Annotated in this window: 20 protein-coding genes and 1 pseudogene; 7 read left to right on the top strand and 14 right to left on the bottom strand. The window is 44.0% G+C overall.

The features are described from left to right. Positions 1-201: 201 nt before the first annotated feature. The 3 genes and pseudogenes from QL982_RS14550 to QL982_RS11395 all read right to left on the bottom strand — a co-directional run. Positions 202-288 (bottom strand): annotated as a pseudogene (locus tag QL982_RS14550) (hypothetical protein); the annotation flags it as partial. A 179-nt stretch (positions 289-467) separates the two neighbouring features. Next, positions 468-3,413 (bottom strand): valine--tRNA ligase, encoded by a 2,946-nt coding sequence (locus tag QL982_RS11400; protein WP_290165612.1) that lies wholly within the window; start codon positions 3,411-3,413, stop codon positions 468-470. Positions 3,414-3,543: 130 nt separating this feature from the next. Beyond that, positions 3,544-4,122: a hypothetical protein gene (locus QL982_RS11395; RefSeq protein WP_290165610.1), complete on the bottom strand. Its 579-nt coding sequence runs from the start codon at positions 4,120-4,122 to the stop codon at positions 3,544-3,546. Between the two features lie 240 nt (positions 4,123-4,362). Between QL982_RS11395 and QL982_RS11390 the strand changes: the two genes are divergently transcribed. Then, positions 4,363-5,445, top strand: coding sequence for a formate/nitrite transporter family protein (locus tag QL982_RS11390; protein WP_290165608.1), 1,083 nt, complete (start codon positions 4,363-4,365; stop codon positions 5,443-5,445). A 136-nt stretch (positions 5,446-5,581) separates the two neighbouring features. Here QL982_RS11390 and QL982_RS11385 read toward each other — a convergent pair whose 3' ends face one another. The 7 genes from QL982_RS11385 to QL982_RS11355 form a co-directional block, all read right to left on the bottom strand. After that, on the bottom strand, positions 5,582-6,505 hold the full coding sequence (locus QL982_RS11385) for a bile acid:sodium symporter family protein (RefSeq protein WP_290165606.1): 924 nt from the start codon (positions 6,503-6,505) through the stop codon (positions 5,582-5,584). A 516-nt stretch (positions 6,506-7,021) separates the two neighbouring features. Continuing rightward, a complete protein-coding gene (locus QL982_RS11380; protein WP_290164751.1) occupies positions 7,022-7,261 on the bottom strand; it encodes a hypothetical protein in 240 nt (79 codons plus the stop codon). 127 nt (positions 7,262-7,388) lie between these two features. Then, positions 7,389-7,859: a heavy metal-binding domain-containing protein gene (locus tag QL982_RS11375; RefSeq protein WP_290164750.1), complete on the bottom strand. Its 471-nt coding sequence runs from the start codon at positions 7,857-7,859 to the stop codon at positions 7,389-7,391. Positions 7,860-7,920: 61 nt separating this feature from the next. After that, complete coding sequence (locus tag QL982_RS11370) at positions 7,921-8,361, bottom strand: YbjQ family protein (RefSeq protein WP_290164749.1); 441 nt, start codon at positions 8,359-8,361, stop codon at positions 7,921-7,923. A gap of 103 nt (positions 8,362-8,464) precedes the next feature. After that, positions 8,465-9,022: a YecA family protein gene (locus QL982_RS11365; protein ID WP_290164748.1), complete on the bottom strand. Its 558-nt coding sequence runs from the start codon at positions 9,020-9,022 to the stop codon at positions 8,465-8,467. 256 nt (positions 9,023-9,278) lie between these two features. Further along, positions 9,279-9,515 (bottom strand): PA3496 family putative envelope integrity protein, encoded by a 237-nt coding sequence (locus QL982_RS11360; RefSeq protein WP_057761656.1) that lies wholly within the window; start codon positions 9,513-9,515, stop codon positions 9,279-9,281. 185 nt (positions 9,516-9,700) lie between these two features. Continuing rightward, positions 9,701-11,164 (bottom strand): hypothetical protein, encoded by a 1,464-nt coding sequence (locus QL982_RS11355; protein ID WP_290164747.1) that lies wholly within the window; start codon positions 11,162-11,164, stop codon positions 9,701-9,703. Positions 11,165-11,591: 427 nt separating this feature from the next. Between QL982_RS11355 and serB the strand changes: the two genes are divergently transcribed. From serB to hemJ, 6 genes are all read left to right on the top strand, one after another. Next, the gene (gene serB / locus QL982_RS11350) at positions 11,592-12,782 is read left to right on the top strand and encodes a phosphoserine phosphatase SerB (RefSeq protein WP_290164746.1); all 1,191 of its coding nucleotides are present in this window, start codon (positions 11,592-11,594) and stop codon (positions 12,780-12,782) included. A gap of 335 nt (positions 12,783-13,117) precedes the next feature. Beyond that, positions 13,118-14,113, top strand: coding sequence for a DUF368 domain-containing protein (locus QL982_RS11345; protein ID WP_290164745.1), 996 nt, complete (start codon positions 13,118-13,120; stop codon positions 14,111-14,113). 235 nt (positions 14,114-14,348) lie between these two features. Then, a complete protein-coding gene (gene aciT, locus QL982_RS11340; RefSeq protein WP_290164744.1) occupies positions 14,349-14,741 on the top strand; it encodes an AciT family ciprofloxacin tolerance protein in 393 nt (130 codons plus the stop codon). Between the two features lie 205 nt (positions 14,742-14,946). Then, a complete protein-coding gene (locus QL982_RS11335; RefSeq protein WP_290164743.1) occupies positions 14,947-15,453 on the top strand; it encodes an SCP2 sterol-binding domain-containing protein in 507 nt (168 codons plus the stop codon). A gap of 237 nt (positions 15,454-15,690) precedes the next feature. Next, positions 15,691-16,854 (top strand): biotin synthase BioB, encoded by a 1,164-nt coding sequence (gene bioB, locus QL982_RS11330; RefSeq protein WP_290164742.1) that lies wholly within the window; start codon positions 15,691-15,693, stop codon positions 16,852-16,854. Between the two features lie 45 nt (positions 16,855-16,899). Then, complete coding sequence (gene hemJ, locus QL982_RS11325) at positions 16,900-17,334, top strand: protoporphyrinogen oxidase HemJ (RefSeq protein WP_290164752.1); 435 nt, start codon at positions 16,900-16,902, stop codon at positions 17,332-17,334. 97 nt (positions 17,335-17,431) lie between these two features. Here hemJ and QL982_RS11320 read toward each other — a convergent pair whose 3' ends face one another. The 4 genes from QL982_RS11320 to QL982_RS11305 all read right to left on the bottom strand — a co-directional run bounded on the left by QL982_RS11320 (position 17,432) and on the right by QL982_RS11305 (position 21,744). Further along, positions 17,432-18,070, bottom strand: coding sequence for a hypothetical protein (locus tag QL982_RS11320; RefSeq protein WP_290164741.1), 639 nt, complete (start codon positions 18,068-18,070; stop codon positions 17,432-17,434). A 420-nt stretch (positions 18,071-18,490) separates the two neighbouring features. Beyond that, positions 18,491-18,982 (bottom strand): hypothetical protein, encoded by a 492-nt coding sequence (locus QL982_RS11315; RefSeq protein WP_290164740.1) that lies wholly within the window; start codon positions 18,980-18,982, stop codon positions 18,491-18,493. Between the two features lie 118 nt (positions 18,983-19,100). After that, the gene (rph, locus tag QL982_RS11310) at positions 19,101-19,817 is read right to left on the bottom strand and encodes a ribonuclease PH (protein ID WP_290164739.1); all 717 of its coding nucleotides are present in this window, start codon (positions 19,815-19,817) and stop codon (positions 19,101-19,103) included. A gap of 127 nt (positions 19,818-19,944) precedes the next feature. Continuing rightward, the gene (locus QL982_RS11305; RefSeq protein WP_290164738.1) at positions 19,945-21,744 is read right to left on the bottom strand and encodes an AMP-binding protein; all 1,800 of its coding nucleotides are present in this window, start codon (positions 21,742-21,744) and stop codon (positions 19,945-19,947) included. Between the last annotated feature and the right edge of the window lie 117 nt (positions 21,745-21,861).

The raw sequence follows: 21,861 nt of genomic DNA, 5'->3' as shown, positions 1-21,861 counted from the left end.
ATATTTATATGCTTTTTCTATCATTTCAGCTGTTATATTCACAATTTAGACCTTTTAAATAACTATCGTGAAGTTTTACATATCTTTGTGTATTGAGCTACTTAAATTCAATAAACCTCTTCCAAAATTCCCAATTCATTAACTTCCACTGACGGAGTTCCGAGAACTAGTAATAACTTATGCAAGAAAATTAATACTAATCTACAATGCCTTTAACTCTGTCATCTGCGCCGTCAACTGCCCTTCTAGCTCAGCCAGTTTCGCTTTTTCTGCATCGACTACTTCCGCAGGTGCTTTACTTTATATAAATATATTCGAGTTCATCTTAATGGACTGTAAATAATAGCACACAAATATTCAGTATTTGGCAGTACTAAGAATTGATTAGAGAACTAACCAGTAGACAATAAAAAACGCCATCACAATTGTGACAGCGTTCTTTATTACTACAAATATTACTATACCAATTACAACGCTTTTAACTGCTCCATCTGCGCCGTCATTGCGGTCAACTGCCCTTCTAGCTCAGCCAGTTTCGCCTTCTCAGCATCGACCACTTCCGCAGGTGCTTTACTCACAAAGCCTTCATTACCAAGCTTACGCGCGATGCCTTCGGCTTGACCTTTCAACTTATCATAAGACTTACCTAAACGTGCCAGCTCAGCCGTTGGATCGATCAGACCTTTCATCGGTACAAGTACCCGTAGCTGACCGACCATACTTGATGATGACAGTGGAATCTTTTGATCAGAGCCGTCACCACTATTTATAATCTCTAGGCTCTCGACTTTGGCAAGCGCTTTGAACTGGTTTTTGATACGTGACAGACGCGCATCTTCATCAGCAGAGATATTTTGTAGTAGTACTGGCAGACGTACCGCGTTGCCCAGTTTCATCTCACCACGGATGTTACGGACGCTAGCGATTAGCTCTTGTAGCCACGCCATATCCGCTTCAACCTGCTCACTGATTTGTGCCTCATCCGTTTTTGGATAGTCAGCGACTACGATGCTGTCAGTGTTTTTGCGACCCAATAGCGGTGCCACTGTCTGCCAGATTTGCTCGGTCAGATACGGCATGATTGGATGGCTAAAGCGTAGCGCCGTCTCTAGTACATGCAGCAGTACATAGCGGATTTGCGCTTTGCGCTCGTCAGACACCGAGTCATCATTTAGACTGGCTTTGGCAAGCTCAACATACCAATCACAGTACTCGTTCCAGATGAACTCATAGATATCTTGGCTGACCATATCGAGACGATACTGAGCGAAATGCTGATGGATATCGGCAACGGTAGAGTTCAGGCGACTCATGATCCATTTTTCTGGCAATTCCCAAACGTCAGGGTTTGCTGCTTGATCGATAGGCTTGGCAGCACCTTCGCTATCGACGCAGTTCATGAGTACAAAACGGCTGGCGTTCCAGATTTTATTACAGAAGTTACGATAGCCCTCGACACGCTTTAGATCAAAGTTAATATCGCGACCGGTACTGGCGAGGGATGTAAAGGTAAAGCGCAATGCATCCGTACCAAAGGCTGGGATGCCTTCTGGGAACTCTTTACGCGTTTGCTTTTCGATTTTGGCCGCGTCTTTTGGATTCATCATATTGCTGGTGCGTTTTTCTACCAATGCTTCCAGATCAATACCGTCGATCAGATCAATCGGATCTAAGACGTTACCTTTAGATTTTGACATTTTTTGACCATTGCCATCACGTACCAGACCATGCACATAGACAGTCTTAAACGGTACTTGCGGCGTGCCGTCTTCGTTTTTCACGAAGTGCATGGTCATCATGATCATGCGGGCAACCCAAAAGAAGATAATGTCAAAACCTGTCACCAACACGCTGGTTGGGTGAAAGGTGTCCATCACGCGTGGATCGGCGTTGACATCTGCCCAGTCAAGCGTACTGAACGTCCATAGACCTGAGCTGAACCACGTATCGAGCACGTCATTATCTTGGCGCAATACAATATCGTCGCTGAGATTGTACTTGCTACGAACTTCCGCTTCGTCACGGGCGACATAGATTTCACCCGTCGCATCGTCATACCATGCAGGGATACGATGTCCCCACCACAGCTGACGGCTGATGCACCAATCTTGCAGATCGGTCATCCACGACATATACATGTTTTTGTACTGCGCAGGGACGAACTCGATGCTGCCGTCTTCTACCGCGTCAATCGCAGGCTTGGCCAATTCTTTGACAGCGACATACCACTGATCAGTCAACCACGGCTCAACGATCGTGCCGCCACGCTCAGCACGCGGGGCTTTTAGTGCGTAGTCTTCGATATCTTCTAGCCAGCCCTGCTCGCCTGCTTGCTCAACGAGGAACTTACGAGCGGCAAAACGCTCAAGTCCTGCATACTCGCTTGGCGTGGTCTCTAGCTCTGGCTCACGCGTCTGCAAGTCAGGATAAACTTCCATCGCTGGTAGGATATTGGCGCGCTCATCAAGGATATTAATCAATGGCAAGTCATGACGACGACCCAAGTCATAATCGTTGAAATCATGCGCTGGAGTGATTTTGACACAGCCCGTACCGAAGTCTTTTTCGACATAATCATCAGCGACGATAGGCACGATGCGACCAGTGATTGGCAGAGTAATGGTTTTGCCGACCAAATGCGCGTAACGCTCATCGCTAGGATTGACCGCAACAGCCGTATCACCAAGCAATGTCTCAGGACGCGTGGTGGCTACGACCAGATAGTTTTTACCATCTTGAGTCGTTAAATCTTTATCGGTGAAATGATAGCGGAAATGCCACAAGCTGCCTTTTTCGTCATGATTTTCAACTTCCAAATCAGACAATGCCGTTTGGAACTTAGGATCCCAGTTGACCAAACGCTTACCACGATAAATAAGTCCATCGTCGAACAGACGAACGAACACTTCTTTTACCGCATTGGACAGACCATCATCCATGGTAAAGCGCTCACGTGACCAATCAACCGAGCTGCCCAAACGGCGAATTTGGCTGGTGATATTGCCGCCCGACTCTTCTTTCCATTCCCACACTTTATCAATGAAGTCTTCACGCGTCATATCACGGCGCTTAATACCTTGCGCCTCCAGACGACGCTCAACAACCATCTGGGTCGCGATACCTGCATGATCCGTACCTGGCTGCCACAGCGTATTGTCACCATCCATGCGGTGATAACGGGTGAGCGCATCCATAATCGCATTGTTAAACCCATGTCCCATGTGTAGCGAGCCCGTGACATTCGGCGGTGGTAGTGCGATAGAAAATGACTCTTCTTTGTCAAAAGTCGGCTGAAAATAGCCGCTTTCTTCCCAGCCTTGATACATGCCTGCTTCGACTTCTGCAGGATTATAGGCGTTTTCTAACTGGCTTAAGGCCGCTTGGATAGAAGCGGTTAGATTGTGGTTACTCATAATGGCATTATCTTTTATTGATTGAATGTGATCAAAGTTAATTGAATTAAAGCGAATATAAAAATTAGGAAAATCATGAATAGAGTGATTTTAACGCAGATAGGCAGATTTTGTTAGATGGTAAGGCAATTTAAGCGTATAGCGCTTCGAAAATACACTCTATTTTTGGCTTATTATCTTTTATCCACTGTTGGCAAAGCTGGAAAAACTGACATTGCATACGATATAACGTTACAGGATCATTACAGCCATGCGTGATGTATCCCATATAGAAATTGTCGCAGGCATCCTCTATACAATAAAGTAAATCCTTGAGCTTACTTATCTCTTTTAAATGATTATCATTGTTGAAAAAATCATCAAATTTATAATAAAATCCTACTGCCTCATTAGCAAAAACATAGTGATTGTTTGGTGCTGTCGCATATTTGTTCATGAGCCTGTAAGTATAAATCCACTTAGCCTGCTCTGTATTAATGTCTGGAAAGCCTAAACTAGAAAGTGCTCTTTGGAACGACTCTTTATTGCTTCTCGGATATATAGGATCATCATCAATTATCGATAACATCGCATCACCATAATATCCATTATCGAGTAAGTAATGAGTGTATTCGACCATTTGATTATCGGATAATAAATCAAGCTTTAGGAAACTAGCCGTCACTACCATCTCGCTCTGCCAAGGGCTATATTTAGATAATGTTCTCATAATCTCTCACCGCTACATTAGACCTCTTGCATAAGTCATCGCTAGTCCTTGCGGTTCTATTAGTGGAAGTCAATGAACTGGTACTTTTGCAAGGGGGCTACTAAAAGAATAGATTTGACTAAAAGTCAGGATAAAGAATTAACAACAGCAATCAGCTGAATACTAAACATAATAGATTATAGTCCTGCTATAGAATAGATCAGATACTAAAATTATTCCCTCTTAACCAGTGAGCTTACCGTGCCCCAAGATATTGATAGTCATACTGAACATCAGAAAGACTTACAGACCTCATCTACAGATGATAAACATTTGGCTGATGACAGTCATAAAGAAGGCCGGCAAAAAGAGCATCAACAAAACAGTTCCAATGATAATACTAATGACAATGAAACAAAAGTCACTGAAGATTTAGAAAACGACGACTTACCAAAAGAAATCAGCGACGAAGACAAAGAAACCATCAAAAAAGTCGCCAGTGATGACAATTTAAGCCAAGCAAAAAGCTACGCCAGCATCTTAGTAGAGCAAGTCATTCATGCAAAAGAAACCTTTGAGCGCTCGCTTGGCTCACTATTTACCAGTGCTTTTACGGCTGGGCTAGAGATTGGTATCAGTTTTTTTATGATTCTATCTGCGTTTGCCCTACTCAATGATGTGATACCAAGTCGCTATGCCATAGTACTGTCGTCACTGCTATATCCGATTGGCTTTATTATCGTCGTGATTGGTCAGTCGTTATTATTCACAGAGCAGACCTCACTCTTGAGTTTGCCTGTCTTAAATAAAATTGAACCGCTGCATAAACTCCTACGGCTATGGGGTATCGTGATTGCTGGTAATATCGTTGGCGGCTGTATATTTGCGGCGTTAATGATTGGCTTAGGGCTACACATGCATCTGTTTACGGTCAATGCTATCGATGTCTATGCCGAGCACATTTTGGGCTTTGAATGGTGGGTTATCTTTGGCAGCGCCGTACTGGCAGGCTGGATGATGGGCGTGGCCGCATGGCTAGTGACCTCGGCACGGGACACGCTCAGCCGTATCGTACTAGTGACGCTCATTACGGGTAGTATTGGGTTTTTAGGCTTACATCATAGTATCGTGGGCAACATCGAAGTATTTTCAGCGTTACTGTACGGCAATACCGTCAGCCTATGGCGCTACTTAGTATTTCTAATCGTGGTATTGGTGGGTAACACGGTCGGTGGCGTGGTGTTTGTCGCGGTACTCAAAAACCGCACTTTCTTGTTTGAAATTGAAAAAGTAAAAGAACAAGCTGCCGAGGCAAGAGCGGAATTGGATAGGCGTCGATTCTAGGGCGTGTCTTCAATTTAATCGATGGTAATCTAAAGGGATTGAAAACAGCGCTAAACGCAAAAGCCCACAACAACCTTCATTAGACAAAGGGTGTTATGGGCTTTTTTAGCAACGAACGACTCATATATTGAGTATATTATATTCTACGTGCTGCCAATACGCTGTTTTCTATCTCGGTTCTTTTGGCTTTATTGTGCTGAGCAGTAAATACTCTGACCATGATACCAGCGGTTAAGAACATGATTAGCGTATAAATGGCTGGCGTCATCGACATTTTATAATTGGCCAATAGCGTCAGTGCCATAAACATTGAAAGCGTACTGTTTTGTAGGCCGACTTCCATAGTAATCGAGCGTCTTTGCGCAGGATTTAGACCGAACCATTTACTGGTGTAATAACCAAGCGCCATCGTCGATACGTTCAATATCAATGCCACAGGGCCAGTCGCGATCAATGCCTCTACAATGATGTCTTTTTGCACATAGCTTAAGAACAGAACCAAGAAACTCAGGAATATCACGCCAAAACGAGAAACCATGACCTGTGTTTTATCTGCAGCGTTAGGGGCATAGCGTTTGATCAACATACCAATACTGACGGGTAAGATGGTCAGAGCGATTAAGCTGACCATAGTCTTGACCACTGGCAATTGAAACTCACTGCCCGCACCCATAAAGTATACGAGCGAAAAACTGAGGACGATAGGAATGGTAAATACGGTAATGACACTGGCAATAGCGGTCATGGTGACCGAAAGTGCGACGTCACCTTTGGCTAAATAGGTAAATAGATTCGATGTCGTGCCACCAGGACACAGTACCAGTAACATAACCCCAACGGCATACTCTGGCTCAAGAGACATAGAGGTTGCCAAAGCAAAACCTACCAATGGTAAAAATATTAGCTGATTGGTGAGCCCTATTGCGACTGCTTTAGGGTATTTGACAACTCTCTTAAAGTCATTGGTAACTAAGGACAGACCCATCCCCATCATGATCAAAAAGATACCAATGGGAATGACTTTTGCATTTACAAACGTGACTAACTCCACACCTTCCATAACTACATCCTTGTAGATAGAGCCCTTACATAGGCAGTTTTATGACAACTTTGTGATGCTTAATCAGCCAATCCTGCTGATGTTTTGGGTAAAAGCCATCGACGTCATCAACGTTTTGTATGACAGCATTCCATGCCATCTTTCACATATATTCAGTAATCGTAATAGAGCGATAACATAAAGTATATCTTTGTAAAGGCAGCTTTATCTATTTTATTCAACTACTCACCAGTCAGTATTCAAACGTAGGATATCCGCCATATAAAAGTATAGAAAAATTTTAAGGTATACCATTATTTATATTGTTAGGGCGTGTCCTCATTTTAAAAATGGTGATAAAAATGAGATAAATCGCAGTCAAACAAGGAAAATAGCGCAGATAATATCGAGATATTAGTCAGCTATTTGACGCCGTTTGGCAAGATTTAGCCATTTTTAATCCATTTAGATAACTATCGATTGAATTGAGGACACGCCCTAGGCTTAGAACGGGCAGATTTGCCGCTAAGAAAGGAATCAATCACACCCGCCGCCATCGCCACCGCTGTCACCACAAGAGTCATTGCTGCTATATCCGCTATGATTACTGTTACTGTTACTGTTGTTGATGTCACCTCCAGAAGATGAGCTTGAAGTACGCTTTGAAAGCTTTTTACGACTAGACCAGAGCATCACTTTAAACACACCATAAAACATCAGTAGCCCAAAAACAATCTGTAAAAGCAGCATGAAGCCCCAGAAGAAAAGTTCAAGCATAATGTAGTCGACTCTCTATAATTTCTTGTTAGACATTGATAGCAACGCAAGGATAACTAAGATAAGTGCTTACTTTGGGGATAAAAAGGAAGATAAGATTAAGGATATACCTCAGATTGGCATGACTTTAGTGACGGTCAGTACTGATAACTGCCGTACCGTAGGCGATGGCCTCGACCATGCTGCCTAGTTGATTGACATTGGTCACCTCAAGGCGCAAACCATAAATATGATTGTAACCTTTGGCTTTTGCCTCAGTGCGCATACGGACGATGGCCTCACGGCGGGCGCGGTCTAATAATGTCTCGTAGGTGATCAAGTTTTTACCAAAGATACTTGAGACACGCGCGATAATCATTTTGAAGTAATCTTGGGCGATCACGACACTACCGAGAACTAACTCACCCTCACTACCAATGGCCAGATTAGGACGGTAAAAACGTTCACTGGAGAGTGTAATATCACCCAGCGCCTGCTCTGCCACTCTTAACCGTGCCAAATGCTGACGCTCATGCCGCGAGCCAAAAAACCAACCCACAGCGAATAATAAAATAAACGGCCCATAATTGATAAGCACGTGCGTGAGTGAATCATTCATGGCATGTTTCTCATCATAAAAAGCATCAATACTTTCAGGTTTATAGGGTTAATTACAAGAATTAATCAAAAGGATTAAAGCGTGGCAAGTCGTCAGTGGTGACGTGATTTTGAGTATTTGGATGTTGATCTGTGTGATTGTTGCTATCGCTTGACGGGTTTTGATACTGCTGCTGTGATATCGGTACAGCTTTGACTGCCGTACCATAGACAAACAGCTCTGACGCGCCCTGCGCAATGCTGGAGGTCGAAAAACGCAAACCAACGACTGCATCAGCACCCAAAGACTCTGCCTTGACAATCATGCGGTCTATCGCTTCTTGGCGCGACTCTTCTAGCAGCTCGGTATAAGCCGTCAGTTCACCACCGACGATGTTTTTTAATCCAGCAAACAAGTCTTTACCGACGTGCTTTGAGCGCACGGTACTACCGTACACGACGTCTAGGCGCTCGGTGATTTGGTAATTGGGTAAGTGTTCAAGGTTGGAGAGTTGCACAGTCATAGTATGACCTTATCGGTGACTAATAAAATACAGGGTAAATCAAAGTGCTCTGATACAACATAGACAAAAACAGCACTGCTAGCAGTACTGTTTCTTAGCATTATTAATCGTTGGTATGGAACAATAAAAACAGCTCAGTCAAATTGCCTTCGATACTATTGGCCATTTGCACCATTTTGTCTTCGTCTTTACGCATTTCAGCAAGCTCTGGATCTTCGTCATCGATGCCGCTGAGCACGATCATTGGCAAGGTCAATACTGCCACATCTTCTGCGGTGTCTTGATCTTCAAACCAATCACTGGCTTCATCGCCATACATCGCATCGACAAAGCCGATTGACCAAGCAACGATATCTGAGTCATCTGAAAAGTCGACGGCCACTTCCTCGTCACCAGCGTCTTCACCAAACGGTAGCTCGATAGGCGTCTCGTTTTTTAACTCAGCGATGATCGAATCACGCCAGCGTGTGATGCCATCGATCACGTTTTCTGGAATTTCACTAACATGACCTTCAAATAATGCGTCCATCCAGTTAGGTAATGGACGACCGATGACCGTCGCTGTCAAAAAACCATGGGCGGCGACACTATCAAGTACAAACTGGCTCTCTTGATTGTCCAAATAGTCCAGTAATTCATCAAAACTTAGTTGGTTACTCATAATTTGGTATTCCTTAAAAGATAGATGTCGTCAATCACAATGAGCGATCGGTTAAATGACAGATGGCGGGTAGTTTGAGGGTACAGACTGCTCAACTCATTCAAGCCAAGCAACCTCTATCAGGTAAGTAGTATGGAACATAACTGGATGCGAGCGAGCAGAAAAAACACCAAACAGCAGGCAACCCAGTTAATGGCTTAGATAATGGTTCATCATTAAAGCACTTTAGTCCGCTTAAAAGACTGACGACGATAAATTAAAAATCGTCATCATCCCAATCATCGCCGTCTTCATCGAAGTTGTCTATATCGTCTAGATCGTCTTTTAACTCTTTAGCCAAACGCTTTTCTTCTAGCAAATTATCGATTAGCCGACGTTTTTCAAGACTACTTAAACGTGTACGTACGCTCGTCTCAGCTTCTTCAACCATCTTTGCATCATCATCGTCGACAAAATCATCATCAAAATCGTCGTCAATATCAGCGTCACTCATGACAAACTCCTATCATTTTTAGGCAAGGGTATTAAGGATACATCAATATATATATGCCTTATAAAGTCTCTATTGAACGTTGTCAATCCTTTTTATTACTACCGCCCACTTCTTAGGCCGCATACAGAGAACGATATAGATAATATAACAGACAATTGTGTATAAATCAGGAAATATAAGCACCGTTAAATAGGAGAGTCATCTTCGCTTTCTATCATCAAAACCGCATTACGGACATCTGCCAAACGTTGAATCAGAGAGTCATTTCCACCATCAAATATCGCACACTCACGCTCGTAGACAGTGGTCGGGCGCATGATGTTGTGTACTTGTATGTGGTTACTGATTTGTTTGAGACCTGCATTTGGTAGCAATATTAGCAATTGTTCTTTTTTGCCAACACTCTGTAGCAAATGGGTCATTGCTCCTGCCTGCGCCTCATCACTCACGCCCGCTTTTGCGGGTAAGGCAAAGCGCGACAGCTCAATATGTTTATCATGAATAATTTTATTGAGCATTAGATATAGCTTGGCAAGCATCACGCCTGCAAGTGCTACTTTTGCATGACTATTATCGGCTTTTAGCATCACGCTTGCGCCATTGTCCTCAAAGTAGGCTTCATCCATCGCACTAACACCCAGTAGCAATGGCTGCTTGAGTAGCTCTGTCACCGCTTGATTGAACAGCTGTGTACACAGTGCCAGATAAGGCAAGCGCTGCGCTGGTGCAAGGCGCTCCAGCATGTTGAACTCATCGTGGAATACAATTTGGACTCTAACGCTATCGACGGCGCGTGTGGCAGATAATTTAGAGGTATGACTGCTACTCGCTTGAGTCTTACCAGTGTCGATAGTCGCGGATGCGCTGAGCACGCTGTCTTTAGCCGTATCCGTTAGACTGCCTGTCTCACCCGCTGCTTCTTGATTTTGCTGGGTTCTTAGATACTCATTCACTTCATGTTGCACATTAAATTTGCGTACATTGGTCACTGTGTCATCTATTTCATCGTCAGTTGTATCACTTGCGAGCTGACTGTCGGCAGAATGAGAGGTTGCTTGAGTCGTTGACTGGCGCTCAAGTTCACGGTCATAGCCTCGCTGATCGACTGGCCTGTATTGATCGCGATATAAGTCTTGAATATCACGGCTCAGCGCATTGATTTGCTCTTTGGTGGGACGAGCAAGGTAGCCATAAATGAGCCAAAGTAATAAATGCAGCAGCATTGTACCGACGACAAACGGCCATTGCATGGCGATGATTTCGCCTTTGCTGACGTCTTTTAGCGTCAGTGCGACACTACCGATTACCGCATCGCCATTGGTAGCGATTTGACGAATCGTGCTCCCTTGCTGCATGGGCGCGTTACCCACTGGCACCAAGATATCGTCTTTGTTGTCTTTAATAAGTATCCGCGTGACGTCTTGCTCGCTGGTGTAGCGATTGGCAATAACGCTCAAACTGACACGGTCTTTGTTTTCCAAAGACAACCTTGATTCATCAATCAGCTGGGCGACCATTTGCTCGCCTTTTAACGCACGACTTTTGCTGATCTGTTGATCGGTACTGATGACCAATAACAGCGTCTGCAAACAAAAACTAACCAGAAGAATAATGGCAAACAACCCTTGCCGCGGCGCTAAATACGTCATGATATGTTAAACTTTTTTGGAGAAAAGAAATTAAAAAACGAGGCTATCGCTCATTTTTTGGCTAATTTTTAAACAATTTTGATGCGTGCATCGTTATAAAACGTTGCTGATATTGACCAGCACTTAGAACACTGTGACATAAAATAGCGCTCACCCATTGGGTCAGATTTTGCATGATGACATCATCACTATCTGCATCGTCAGTAAATGCTCAGCTTATCTCATCTACTATATCACCATAATAAGCCTTATAGCGTGAGTCACTTTATAAATTTATCATAATAACTTTGTCACATTTCAGCAGCTTTTTGCGTCACAACAGGCGTTTTTGAGCATCCGTGTTACTTTGCTCGTCCTCTATAGGCGCTGCCCAGTAAAACTGTTATTATTCCTAATCTTATATGAGCATACAAGGGACAATTGAGCCATGCCAAAAAATACATCTTATTCGTTACCAAAAGACAGCAAAGCATGGCAACAAGCCGTTGATTCTATTGCGGCATTATTACCCGACGATACCAATTTGCAAGACTTTGATGCGCTACAGTCGCTGCCTGTTTTTGCGCTCATCGTAGTACTGCCGACTCAGGTATCCGCATTAGATATTCATCAGTATGTTCAGTCATGGGTCGATGAGCAGCCGAGCTGGCATCTTGTGACCGTCGCTGAAGATACTGACGCTAGCTTTGTCAATATCACGGTATCTGACACAGAACCTACCGATGCTGATAGACAGCGTCTGCCCTTTACGCATACTCAAGTCTACCGTTATTTGCTAGTACCTGTGACTGACACACTGATGCACCCTGGCAAAAAAACCGCGGCAGCTCACATCATTGATGATCAGCTGACCACTCGCCTGCGCCATGACTTGACCGAAGAATATAACAACACACGCAGTACGGACAGTGCAGACAATTTACATGTTGTGGACTGCCATATCTTGTCTGTTGGTCATATGCTACGCACACACAAGCTTGCCTGCTTTGATATGGATTCGACTCTGATCGAACAAGAAGTCATCGTAGAGCTGGCAAAAACGGCTGGCATTGGCGAAGAAGTCGAAGCCATCACTGAGGCGGCGATGCGCGGTGAAATTGATTTTGATGAGTCGTTTGCGCAGCGAGTTGCCTTGCTAAAGGGTATTCCTACTGAGGTGCTTGATGATATCTGTAGTCGCTTAACGTTATCAACTGGCGCACGTACTACGATCAGTGCGCTAAAAGCATTGGGCTATCATACGGTACTAGTATCAGGCGGCTTCACTTATTTTGCTCGTTATATCGCTGAGCAATTAGGTATCGATGAAGTGCATGCCAATGCTCTAGACATCGAAGAAGGTGAAGTCACTGGTCATGTGCAGTGGCCTATTGTCAATGGTGCCAAAAAAGCGGCCATCGTCGAGCATACCGCTGAGCGCTTGGGCATCGAGATGTCGCAAGTGATCTGTATCGGTGACGGTGCTAATGATTTACCGATGATGGCATTGGCCGATCTGGGTGTGGCCTATCATGCCAAACCAATCGTTCAAGCACGTGCTGATGCCGCTATCAACGTGACAGGGCTTGAAGGTACGCTTTATGCGCTTGGCTATCCAGCACTTGCCGCTACTGAGTAACTGCTGAACGCTCTATGCTATTCAATAAGCTGGGTTAATGTTTTGTCATTAATCTGGCTTTTATGCTTTAGGGCATAGCTTAGACAAGAAAAATAGCGTAGATAATATCGGTATATTAGCTAGCTATCTGACGATATTTGACAAGATTTGGCCCATTTTTAGACCAGTTAGATGCTTATCAAGTAAATGGAAGACACTCCCTAGTACATTACGATCATTAATAAAATCTGCTATTCATACTGATGTTTAGCTAATACCTGTTTTTAGCGAACGCTCACTTTTAGATAACACTTATTTTTAAATGACATTTATTTTTAGATGATAAAGGAATACTCATGACGGCACCACAATCTTCGCGGCCAACTCAGCCGTCAGCACCACAGCCATTGGAACCAGATACGGTGCCTGTGCGCACCGATAGCCCAAAGCAGCTGTTAGGTATTTATGTCAGAGGCATGGCCATGGGGGCCGCGGATATCGTACCTGGTGTTTCTGGTGGCACCATTGCTCTGATTGCTGGTATTTACGAGCGCTTGATTAATGCACTTGGTAGTATTGGCCCCAATCTTTGGCAGATATTTCGTCAAGAAGGTGGCATCAAAGGACTGGTTGCGATTTGGCGACAGGTGGACGCGACATTTTTACTGTGTCTGCTACTGGGTATTGCCACTAGTTTTGCTACCTTGGCTGGCATCATTAAGCATTTATTAGACAATCAACCACTGCTTATTTGGTCGTTCTTTTTTGGATTGGTCGTCGCAACCGTTTTTATTTTGCTTAGTGAGATTAAGCGCTGGAATATAGGACGGGTGGCATTATTTGCTATTGGACTTGTTGCCGCCGTGGTCATCAGTAGTATGCCATTACTCACCACAACACCCAGCCTACCGTATTTGTTTTTTGCAGGGGCAATCGCCATTTGTGCCATGATACTACCTGGTGTATCAGGGTCTTTTATCTTATTATTATTAGGTGCTTATGATGCGGTGCTGGAAGCCGTACATACCCTCAACTTTACGATACTTTTCACTGTCATCGCTGGTATGGCCACTGGATTATTATTATTTACCCACGCACTCAAATGGCTATTATCTCGCTACTACCAAGCCACTTTGGCCTTACTGACAGGTTTTATCGCAGGGTCTTTAGTAAAAGTATGGCCATGGAAAGTAGATGCCTTAGGCTCGCTAAATGGTGAGGCGATCAATAACGTCATGCCATGGCACTACCCTACTGGTGCGCAATGGTTCACCACCGTAGGACTCATGTTACTCGGTGCTGTTTTGGTTTCATTGCTGTCTTGGTGGGGCAAGCGCAATAACCATCATTAATAATAACGTTTAGTCTATATTGATTAGTAAAACTCTCATTCTTCTCTCAATATAAGCGCCACTCGATATGGCGCTTATGCGAATATCTGGCAATCAAAAATCACCAAAATAAGCTGAAAAATCAAACGTCAACGGCTGTCGCAAAGTTGCCCACACCCTCTTTAGCTTTACTCAACAACCTTTCATAATAGCCTTATTGTAATTCACCTTATGAATAGCGAGATGAATGATGTTGATGACTATATTTTCTTTTATCAATGTAGAGTCGTGGAGCAATGCGGCATGGCTTGGCTATGGATTTTTAGCAGGTTTGGTCGTGGCTTTGGCCGTATCATCACATCGTTGGCTGCTGCTATATCTGTTTGGTGGTATGGCTTATTGGTTAGCCGTTGAAGTCATCCAAAATATATTGTCAGGTCGCGCGATGCTGATGGATCTATCAGAATGGCACCGCTATGTCATCGCGATGGGTATCAGCTGGCTACCATTGGCAGGATGGGTACTATATCGGGCGTTGCGTTATGATGATGTGAGTCAGACGGTCAGTCAGCAACGTGAGCTAGAAGCCGCACACTACATCGAGCACACCCCTGTCTACGATGATGATTATCAGCCGCGCTTTCGTTAATATTGTTCGATTGGCGCTCATACATGCCCATATCAATACCTTACTTATGTCAGTGACATCGAATGTTACAAGATACTTAACGCTCTCTACTTAACTCCTAAAGAATTGACGCCCTGTGATGGTTTATAATCCAGTTATATATTTGTCATGAAAACTGGTATAAAGTACGCTCTATTTTATGCCTCATTTTTTTAGGAGTTCTGCTATGTTTACTGTTCCTGTATTGGATATCAAATCTGATCCATTAGATGCCTTATTGGCGGTGGTTGGTTATCGTCTGTCTATGTTAGCTGATAGCGACAACGAAGACGTCAAAGCATTATTTGCTGATCGTCAAGTCACGATTGAGTTTGCGAGTACTGAGTCTGATATCGCGCGTTCTTTTAGCTTCGATAATGGACGGTTTAGTCAACAGAGCGGTCATGCAAAAGACGCAGACCTGACCATCACTTTTAAAGATTCTATGACGGGCGTTAGACTGCTGACCAAAGGCAGCCTGCCTGCATTTATGACGGCTGTGCAAGAAGGTAACTTGAGCATCGAAGGTGACTACAGTCTAATGATGTGGTTTAACAAGCTTGCCAAGCATATCGTGCCAGCCATTCCAGAAGAGTGCCAACCCTACTTCCAAAAAGCCAAACCGTACGCGTATAAAGCACAGAAGTTCGCTGAGCATTGGGTCGGTGTTGCCAAGCACAAACTGGGTAAATAAAAAGAATGGTGTACTAAGCAGTAGTCATTGGTAAAAGGTGGATTAAATAGACAGATAAATAGTTACTATTTATATACTCAACTGTGACATTTATACATACTGCTTAGCCGTGTTCTGATTTTCTAAAAAGGTTACGGTATACTATATCGCAGCCTTTTTTATTACCTTATAAATGACAATAGATAAAAACATTGGTTTCATTCGATACCCTCTCATTCTCATAAAAGGACTTACCTTATGGCAGGATTGCTTAGCATCTCCGAACCTGACGCCACCCATCCAACGGACGCATCCACTCAGCCAGATACGACCAATAGTGATTTTTTGGCCAGTCTAGCCACAGACGCGACTCAAACTGATAGTAAAGTTGCCACCACGTATAGCCGTGAAGAAATCGCACAACTTTTTGATTTGCCTCTAATGGATTTGCTATTAAAAGCACAGACCATTCATAGAGAGCATTTTATTGCCAATGAAGTACAAATCAGCACGCTACTCTCTATCAAAACGGGCAACTGCCCTGAAGATTGTGGCTACTGCTCGCAGTCAGGTCATCACCGCGACACCACCAAACTACAAGCAGAAAAACGCATAGAAGTGGACAAAGTCATCGCAGCAGCCAAGCGTGCCAAAAACAGTGGTTCATCACGCTTCTGCATGGGTGCTGCGTGGAAACACCCAAGCGCCAAAGACATGCCTTACGTGGTTGAGCTCATCAAAGAAGTGAAGGCGTTAGGGCTTGAGACTTGTATGACGCTCGGTATGTTAGATACCAATCAAGCGACGCAATTGGCTGATGCAGGATTGGATTACTATAATCACAACCTCGATACCTCGCGCAGCTATTATGAACAAGTCGTCAGCACGCGCAGCTATGACGAGCGATTAAATACGATAGACAATGTGCGCAACTCTGGCATCAACGTCTGTAGTGGTAATATCGTTGGTATGGGTGAAAGCCGTGATGATCGCATCGATTGGGTACTTGAGCTGCTAAAAATGCCTAAAGCGCCTGAATCAATTCCAGTCAACTTACTGGTGCCTATTGCAGGGACACCGATTGGTGACAAAGTATTAGCTGAAGGTCAGCTGTCTGTACTTGAGTGGATTCGTACCATTGCCGTGGCGCGTATTTGCTGCCCGACCAGCTATGTGCGTCTGTCTGCTGGCCGCGAAAGTCTGTCAGACTCTGAGCAGGCCTTGGCCTTTATGGCAGGCGCCAATTCGTTCTTTTATGGTGATAAACTGCTGACGACTGGAAACGCCAGTCAATCAGGTGATGACAGACTCATGCGTGAGCTTGGCCTAACCAAACAGTTTGCTGCACCAAGAGCGCCTAGAGTATTGCCTGTAATGGACGCGATGAACGGTCATCAAACACAAGTGGTATTGGCAGATTAAGTCAAAATACAAGCCAAAAGTACAAGCTAAGAAAGAGAGACTATGATGGCAGATTATTTTAACTGGATTAAAGCAGCACACATCATCTCGATGGTCTGCTGGTTTGCGGCGATATTTTATTTACCGCGCCTATTTGTCTATCATGCAATGAGCGACGATAGCATCAGTCATGAGCGCTTTGCTATTATGGAGCGCAAGCTGTATCGCGGCATCATGACACCTTCGATGATAGCGACATGGGTCTTTGGTCTATGGATGTTGGGGCTGGGCTGGGATGTCTACAAAACCCAAGGTTGGCTACACGTCAAATTGCTATTGGTGATCCTGCTATCAGGCTATCATGGCGCTTGCGGTTTTTATCGTAAAAAACTGATGGACAATCCACATTATAAATCGCATAAGTTTTGGCGCTGGTTTAATGAAGTGCCTGTCTTTGCCTTAGTGATTATCGTCATTCTAGTTGTGGTAAAACCGTTTTAACACCAAAAATATTACGGATAGCTGCAAACCAAAAGCGTCCGCAACTTCAATGAGTTGCGGACGCTTTTTTTATCACATTATATAGTGCTGATGATGCCTAGACGCTAGGGCGCATAATTTGATAGACATTACTCAAATCATAAACGCGGTAACGAGCAGGCTCGCGGCGATTTTCACCAGCATAGCTCAATATCAGCGCTTGCTTAGCACGCTCATCGACCCAGCCCACAAACAGTCCGCTGTGCTCGACGCCATTGTAGCCATGATTGATATAATAGAGCCAATCACCCGCTTCAATCTCACTGCTACTCGCATAAGGGCCTTGACCATACGTGCCTTTATGAATGGTATCGCGTGTCACCCCTGCCCGATTGAATACGGCATTTAGATAATCCCAGCAACCACCTTGAATAATCGTACGCTCATTGAGTGCCATCTTGCGTGCAGTACTGACCACTTCGCGTGCCGCCATGCTGCTTTGCGTTTCAGCACTACTCAATAGCGGTAGATACTCGCTATCGACATTGTCATAGTTGCCTGATAAAAACGCTGGTAAGACTGTAGGTGCTGAACGCTGTACCTCAGGATAACGATAGGACGTATTCGTCGTTGGTTGAATAGATTTTTGAGCGATAAGCATGCTCATACTATCTGCATGGGCTTGTCCTACCATACCACAGGTAAATAACAATAAACTGCACGACGCTGCGACTGACAGGTTGGGCAAACGCGACATGACGAACTCCTTGTCAATTAAATATCAATGACAATATCAGTAATAAGAATGGATTTTATAATCCTACTTATAAACCATTCGGGCACAAATCTGCAAGCACTATTCATCTTAAATAGACGATAGACGGTATACGAAAATAGACAAGTGGTAGTGCTAGAGAAGAATATGAAATGACACTTGATTTTGAAATTTAGATAATACGAAGATAGTAGTTACGCTTTCGTACAGTATGAGATTAAGAAAAGATACTAGGGCGTGTCATCATTTTAAAAATGGTGATAAAGATGAGATAAATTGCCGTCAAACGAGGAAAATAGTGCAGATAATATCGAGATATTGACCAACTATTTGACGATGTTTGGCAAAATTTAGCTGTTTTTAGCCCATTTAGAGGACACTCGTTTGAATTGAGGACACGCCCTAATTACTCTTCATTTTAATATTTACATGACGTTTCGTTAGCGCTTGCCCTTCTAAGATAGCTTTCGTGGCTTTTGCTTCTTGAGCACTCTCAAAACCATTGATATGATATTTGCGGACATCACTGCTATCGACGATCTGTAATTGTTCGCCAATCAGCGTTATCTTATCACCGTCAGCCAACTTAATATGTTCACGCTTACCTAAATTATCATGTACCAGCTCACCCGCCCGAACCCATAACGTCCCGCTGCTAATCATGCCACTCATGGATTTTTTCTGCTGCTGACGCTTTTTGTTAAACACAAAACTACCGATAATAAGAAGCGCAAGCGCACCAATAGCCAAACGCTCAGGCAAAAGACTCATTGCCATAGCGACTGCCACCGCCCCTATCAATAGCGCAGAGCCAAACCAAAACATGCCATTGTCAGCCGTTTTCGGCGGCCCCTGTAAGGTGATTTTGGCGCCATCATCAGTCAGCTTAAGCATGAAGTTTTACCTATTACGGGGTGTGCAGATAATTTTTATTAAAAAACTGCCTATTAAAAACCAACAGGCAGTCATAAATCTAAGAAACAAAGACCGTGGATTGTCTATAAAAGTCCGTCTACCAGCCAAGCGCCGTCTGTTGCATTTTGATCAATTCAGCAATGCCTTTTTCGGCTAATGACAGCATAGCATCTGCTTGAGCGCGAGTGAACGGCTTTTCTTCAGCAGTGCCTTGCAGCTCAATGAACTCGCCTTTTTGGGTCATCACGACGTTCAGATCTGTATCACAGCTAGAGTCTTCTTCATAGTTCAAATCAAGATACGCTTCGCCGTCTTTCATACCAACAGACACCGCAGCGACCAGACCGATTAGTGGATCGGTTTTTAATTTTTTGGCTTTTTGGATGGTTTCTAACGCATCGATAAGTGCAATCGCAGCACCAGTGATACTCGCCGTACGCGTACCGCCATCGGCTTGCAATACATCACAATCCAGATAGATGGTGTTTTCACCAAGTTTGCTCAGATCAATCATGGCACGTAAGCTACGACCGATCAAACGCTGGATTTCTTGGGTGCGACCTGACTGCTTACCACGAGCCGCTTCACGTTGATTACGGGTGTTGGTCGCACGTGGCAGCATGCCATATTCAGCCGTGATCCAACCTTTGCCTTTACCTTTGAGCCAGCGTGGTACGCCTGACTCGACACTAGCAGTACACAGTACTTTGGTATCGCCAAAACTTACCAGTACTGACCCTTCAGCATGCTTCGTATAATGGCGCTCAAAGCTGATCGAGCGAAGTTGGTCAAGCTCACGATTGTCAATACGCATAAAAATTCCTAGTACAATGTTATAAAAGCAGGGTGGTAAAATAAGGTTATCCTAACGTGACAGCGGCGCAATAGCAAGATTCACTCAAGCTATTGCGCCGCTGCTTTGATAAAGTTTGGCATTAACTTTATTCTAAACCTTCCATTTTTCGCAGTTCTTTACGCAGGATTTTACCCACATTTGATTTTGGTAATTCATCAACGAACTGAATGCTACGTGGGCGCTTATAGCCCGTCAATTGCTTTTTGCCAAAATCAAGCAACTCTTGCTCAGTCACATTGCCTTTTTTGACCACAAATAACTTTGGCTCTTCGCCGCGATTTTCGTTAGGGATGCCAATAGCACCGCACTCTACCACTGCTGGATGCTCACTCATGGCTTCTTCGATCTCATTCGGATAGACATTAAAACCAGAGACCAAAATCATGTCTTTTTTGCGATCAACAATTTTGATAAAGCCTTTTTCGTCCATAATACCGATGTCACCTGTTTTTAGGTGACCACTGGCAGTAAAGGTTTCAGCAGTTTCTTTCGGACGATTCTGGTAGCCAATCATCACTTGCGGACCTTTGACACAAATCTCACCACGATCGCCTATAGCGACTTTATTTTCGTCATCATCGATTAGTATGATATCGGTGCTAGGCGCAGGAATACCAATTTTTCCAGTAAATTCGGCAATGGTCATCGGGTTAAAAGCCACTACTGGTGATGTCTCAGACAGACCATACCCTTCGACGATAGGCAGACCTGTGATTTTATGCCATTCTTTTGCCACGCTTGGCAGTACAGACATACCACCGCCGATAGAGGCTTTTAGATTAGAAAAATCTAACTCTGCAAAGCTGTCTTTGTGTACCAAACCGTTAAACAAAGTATTTACAGCAGGGATAAATGATGGTTTGTATTTAGCCATCTCTTTTATCAGACCATCGAGATCGCGCGGATTAGGAATGAGTAACGCGGCATAACCTTGGTACATGCTACACATACCGCAAACCATAAATGAGAATACGTGATAGAGCGGCAATGCCGTCAAAATCACATCTCTACCATCCACATCGTCATCAAACGCACTGTTCATCAGCGCACTGACCTGTAGCATGTTGGCAACCAAATTGCCGTGAGACAGCATCGCGCCTTTCGCCACCCCCGTAGTACCGCCAGTATATTGTAATAATGCGACATCGCTCAAATTCAATTCAGGGCGCTGGTATTTACTGGCTGATACGGCACTCAATGCTTGTTTGAAGCTCACACTGTTCGGTATGCTATAAGAAGGGATTATTTTTTTGACATGGCGCGCCACAAGGTTAATCACAGCTCCTTTGAGCGTACCTAACATATCGCCCAGCTTACAAACGATGACATGCTCAACCTGACCTTTGTCTTGCGCTTCTTGATATGTTTTTGCAAAATTTTCGACGATGAACAAGGCCTTGGTGCCACTATCGTGCAGCTGATGCGACAATTCACGGCTGGTATATAAAGGGTTAACATTGACCAGCACCATACCCGCACGGATGATACCCAAGGCGACCACTGGATATTGCAGGAGATTGGGCATCATTACGCCCACTTTATCGCCTTTGACCAGTCCTAACGATTGCAAATAACTGGCAATCTGGCGGCTATATAGGTCTAGCTGTTTAAAGCTAATGGCTGAGCCCATGCAGATATAAGCGGGTTTTTGACCATAACGGCTAAAGTTGCGCTCGAACACATCAAGTAAAGAGGTACTGTCTTCTGGCATCTCGATAGTAGCATCGATGCTATAGCGCTCATAAGCATTCATCCACGGGCTATCGCTATCAATAGTCGGCATAGTGGGAAAAACATTACTTTGATAAGCATCGTTAGATGCATTGGCTTTATCATTGGTTGCAGCGCTATTATCTGTTGTCTCTTTATTGATATTGTCCGTCATAATTGTCCTTAAATGTTACTGTTAAAAACATAGAATATTCGGTGGTGTTCTAAAAAGTATGCTGTCATCAGACATAACCATAGTTAATATAAAAGAATACCAGATCGAATACTTTAA

This window comes from Psychrobacter sp. 5A.1 (assembly GCF_030407455.1).
Classification (GTDB): Bacteria; Pseudomonadota; Gammaproteobacteria; order Pseudomonadales; family Moraxellaceae; genus Psychrobacter.
Note: the sequence above shows the minus strand (reverse complement) of the source record. Positions and strands in the feature narration are given on the sequence as shown.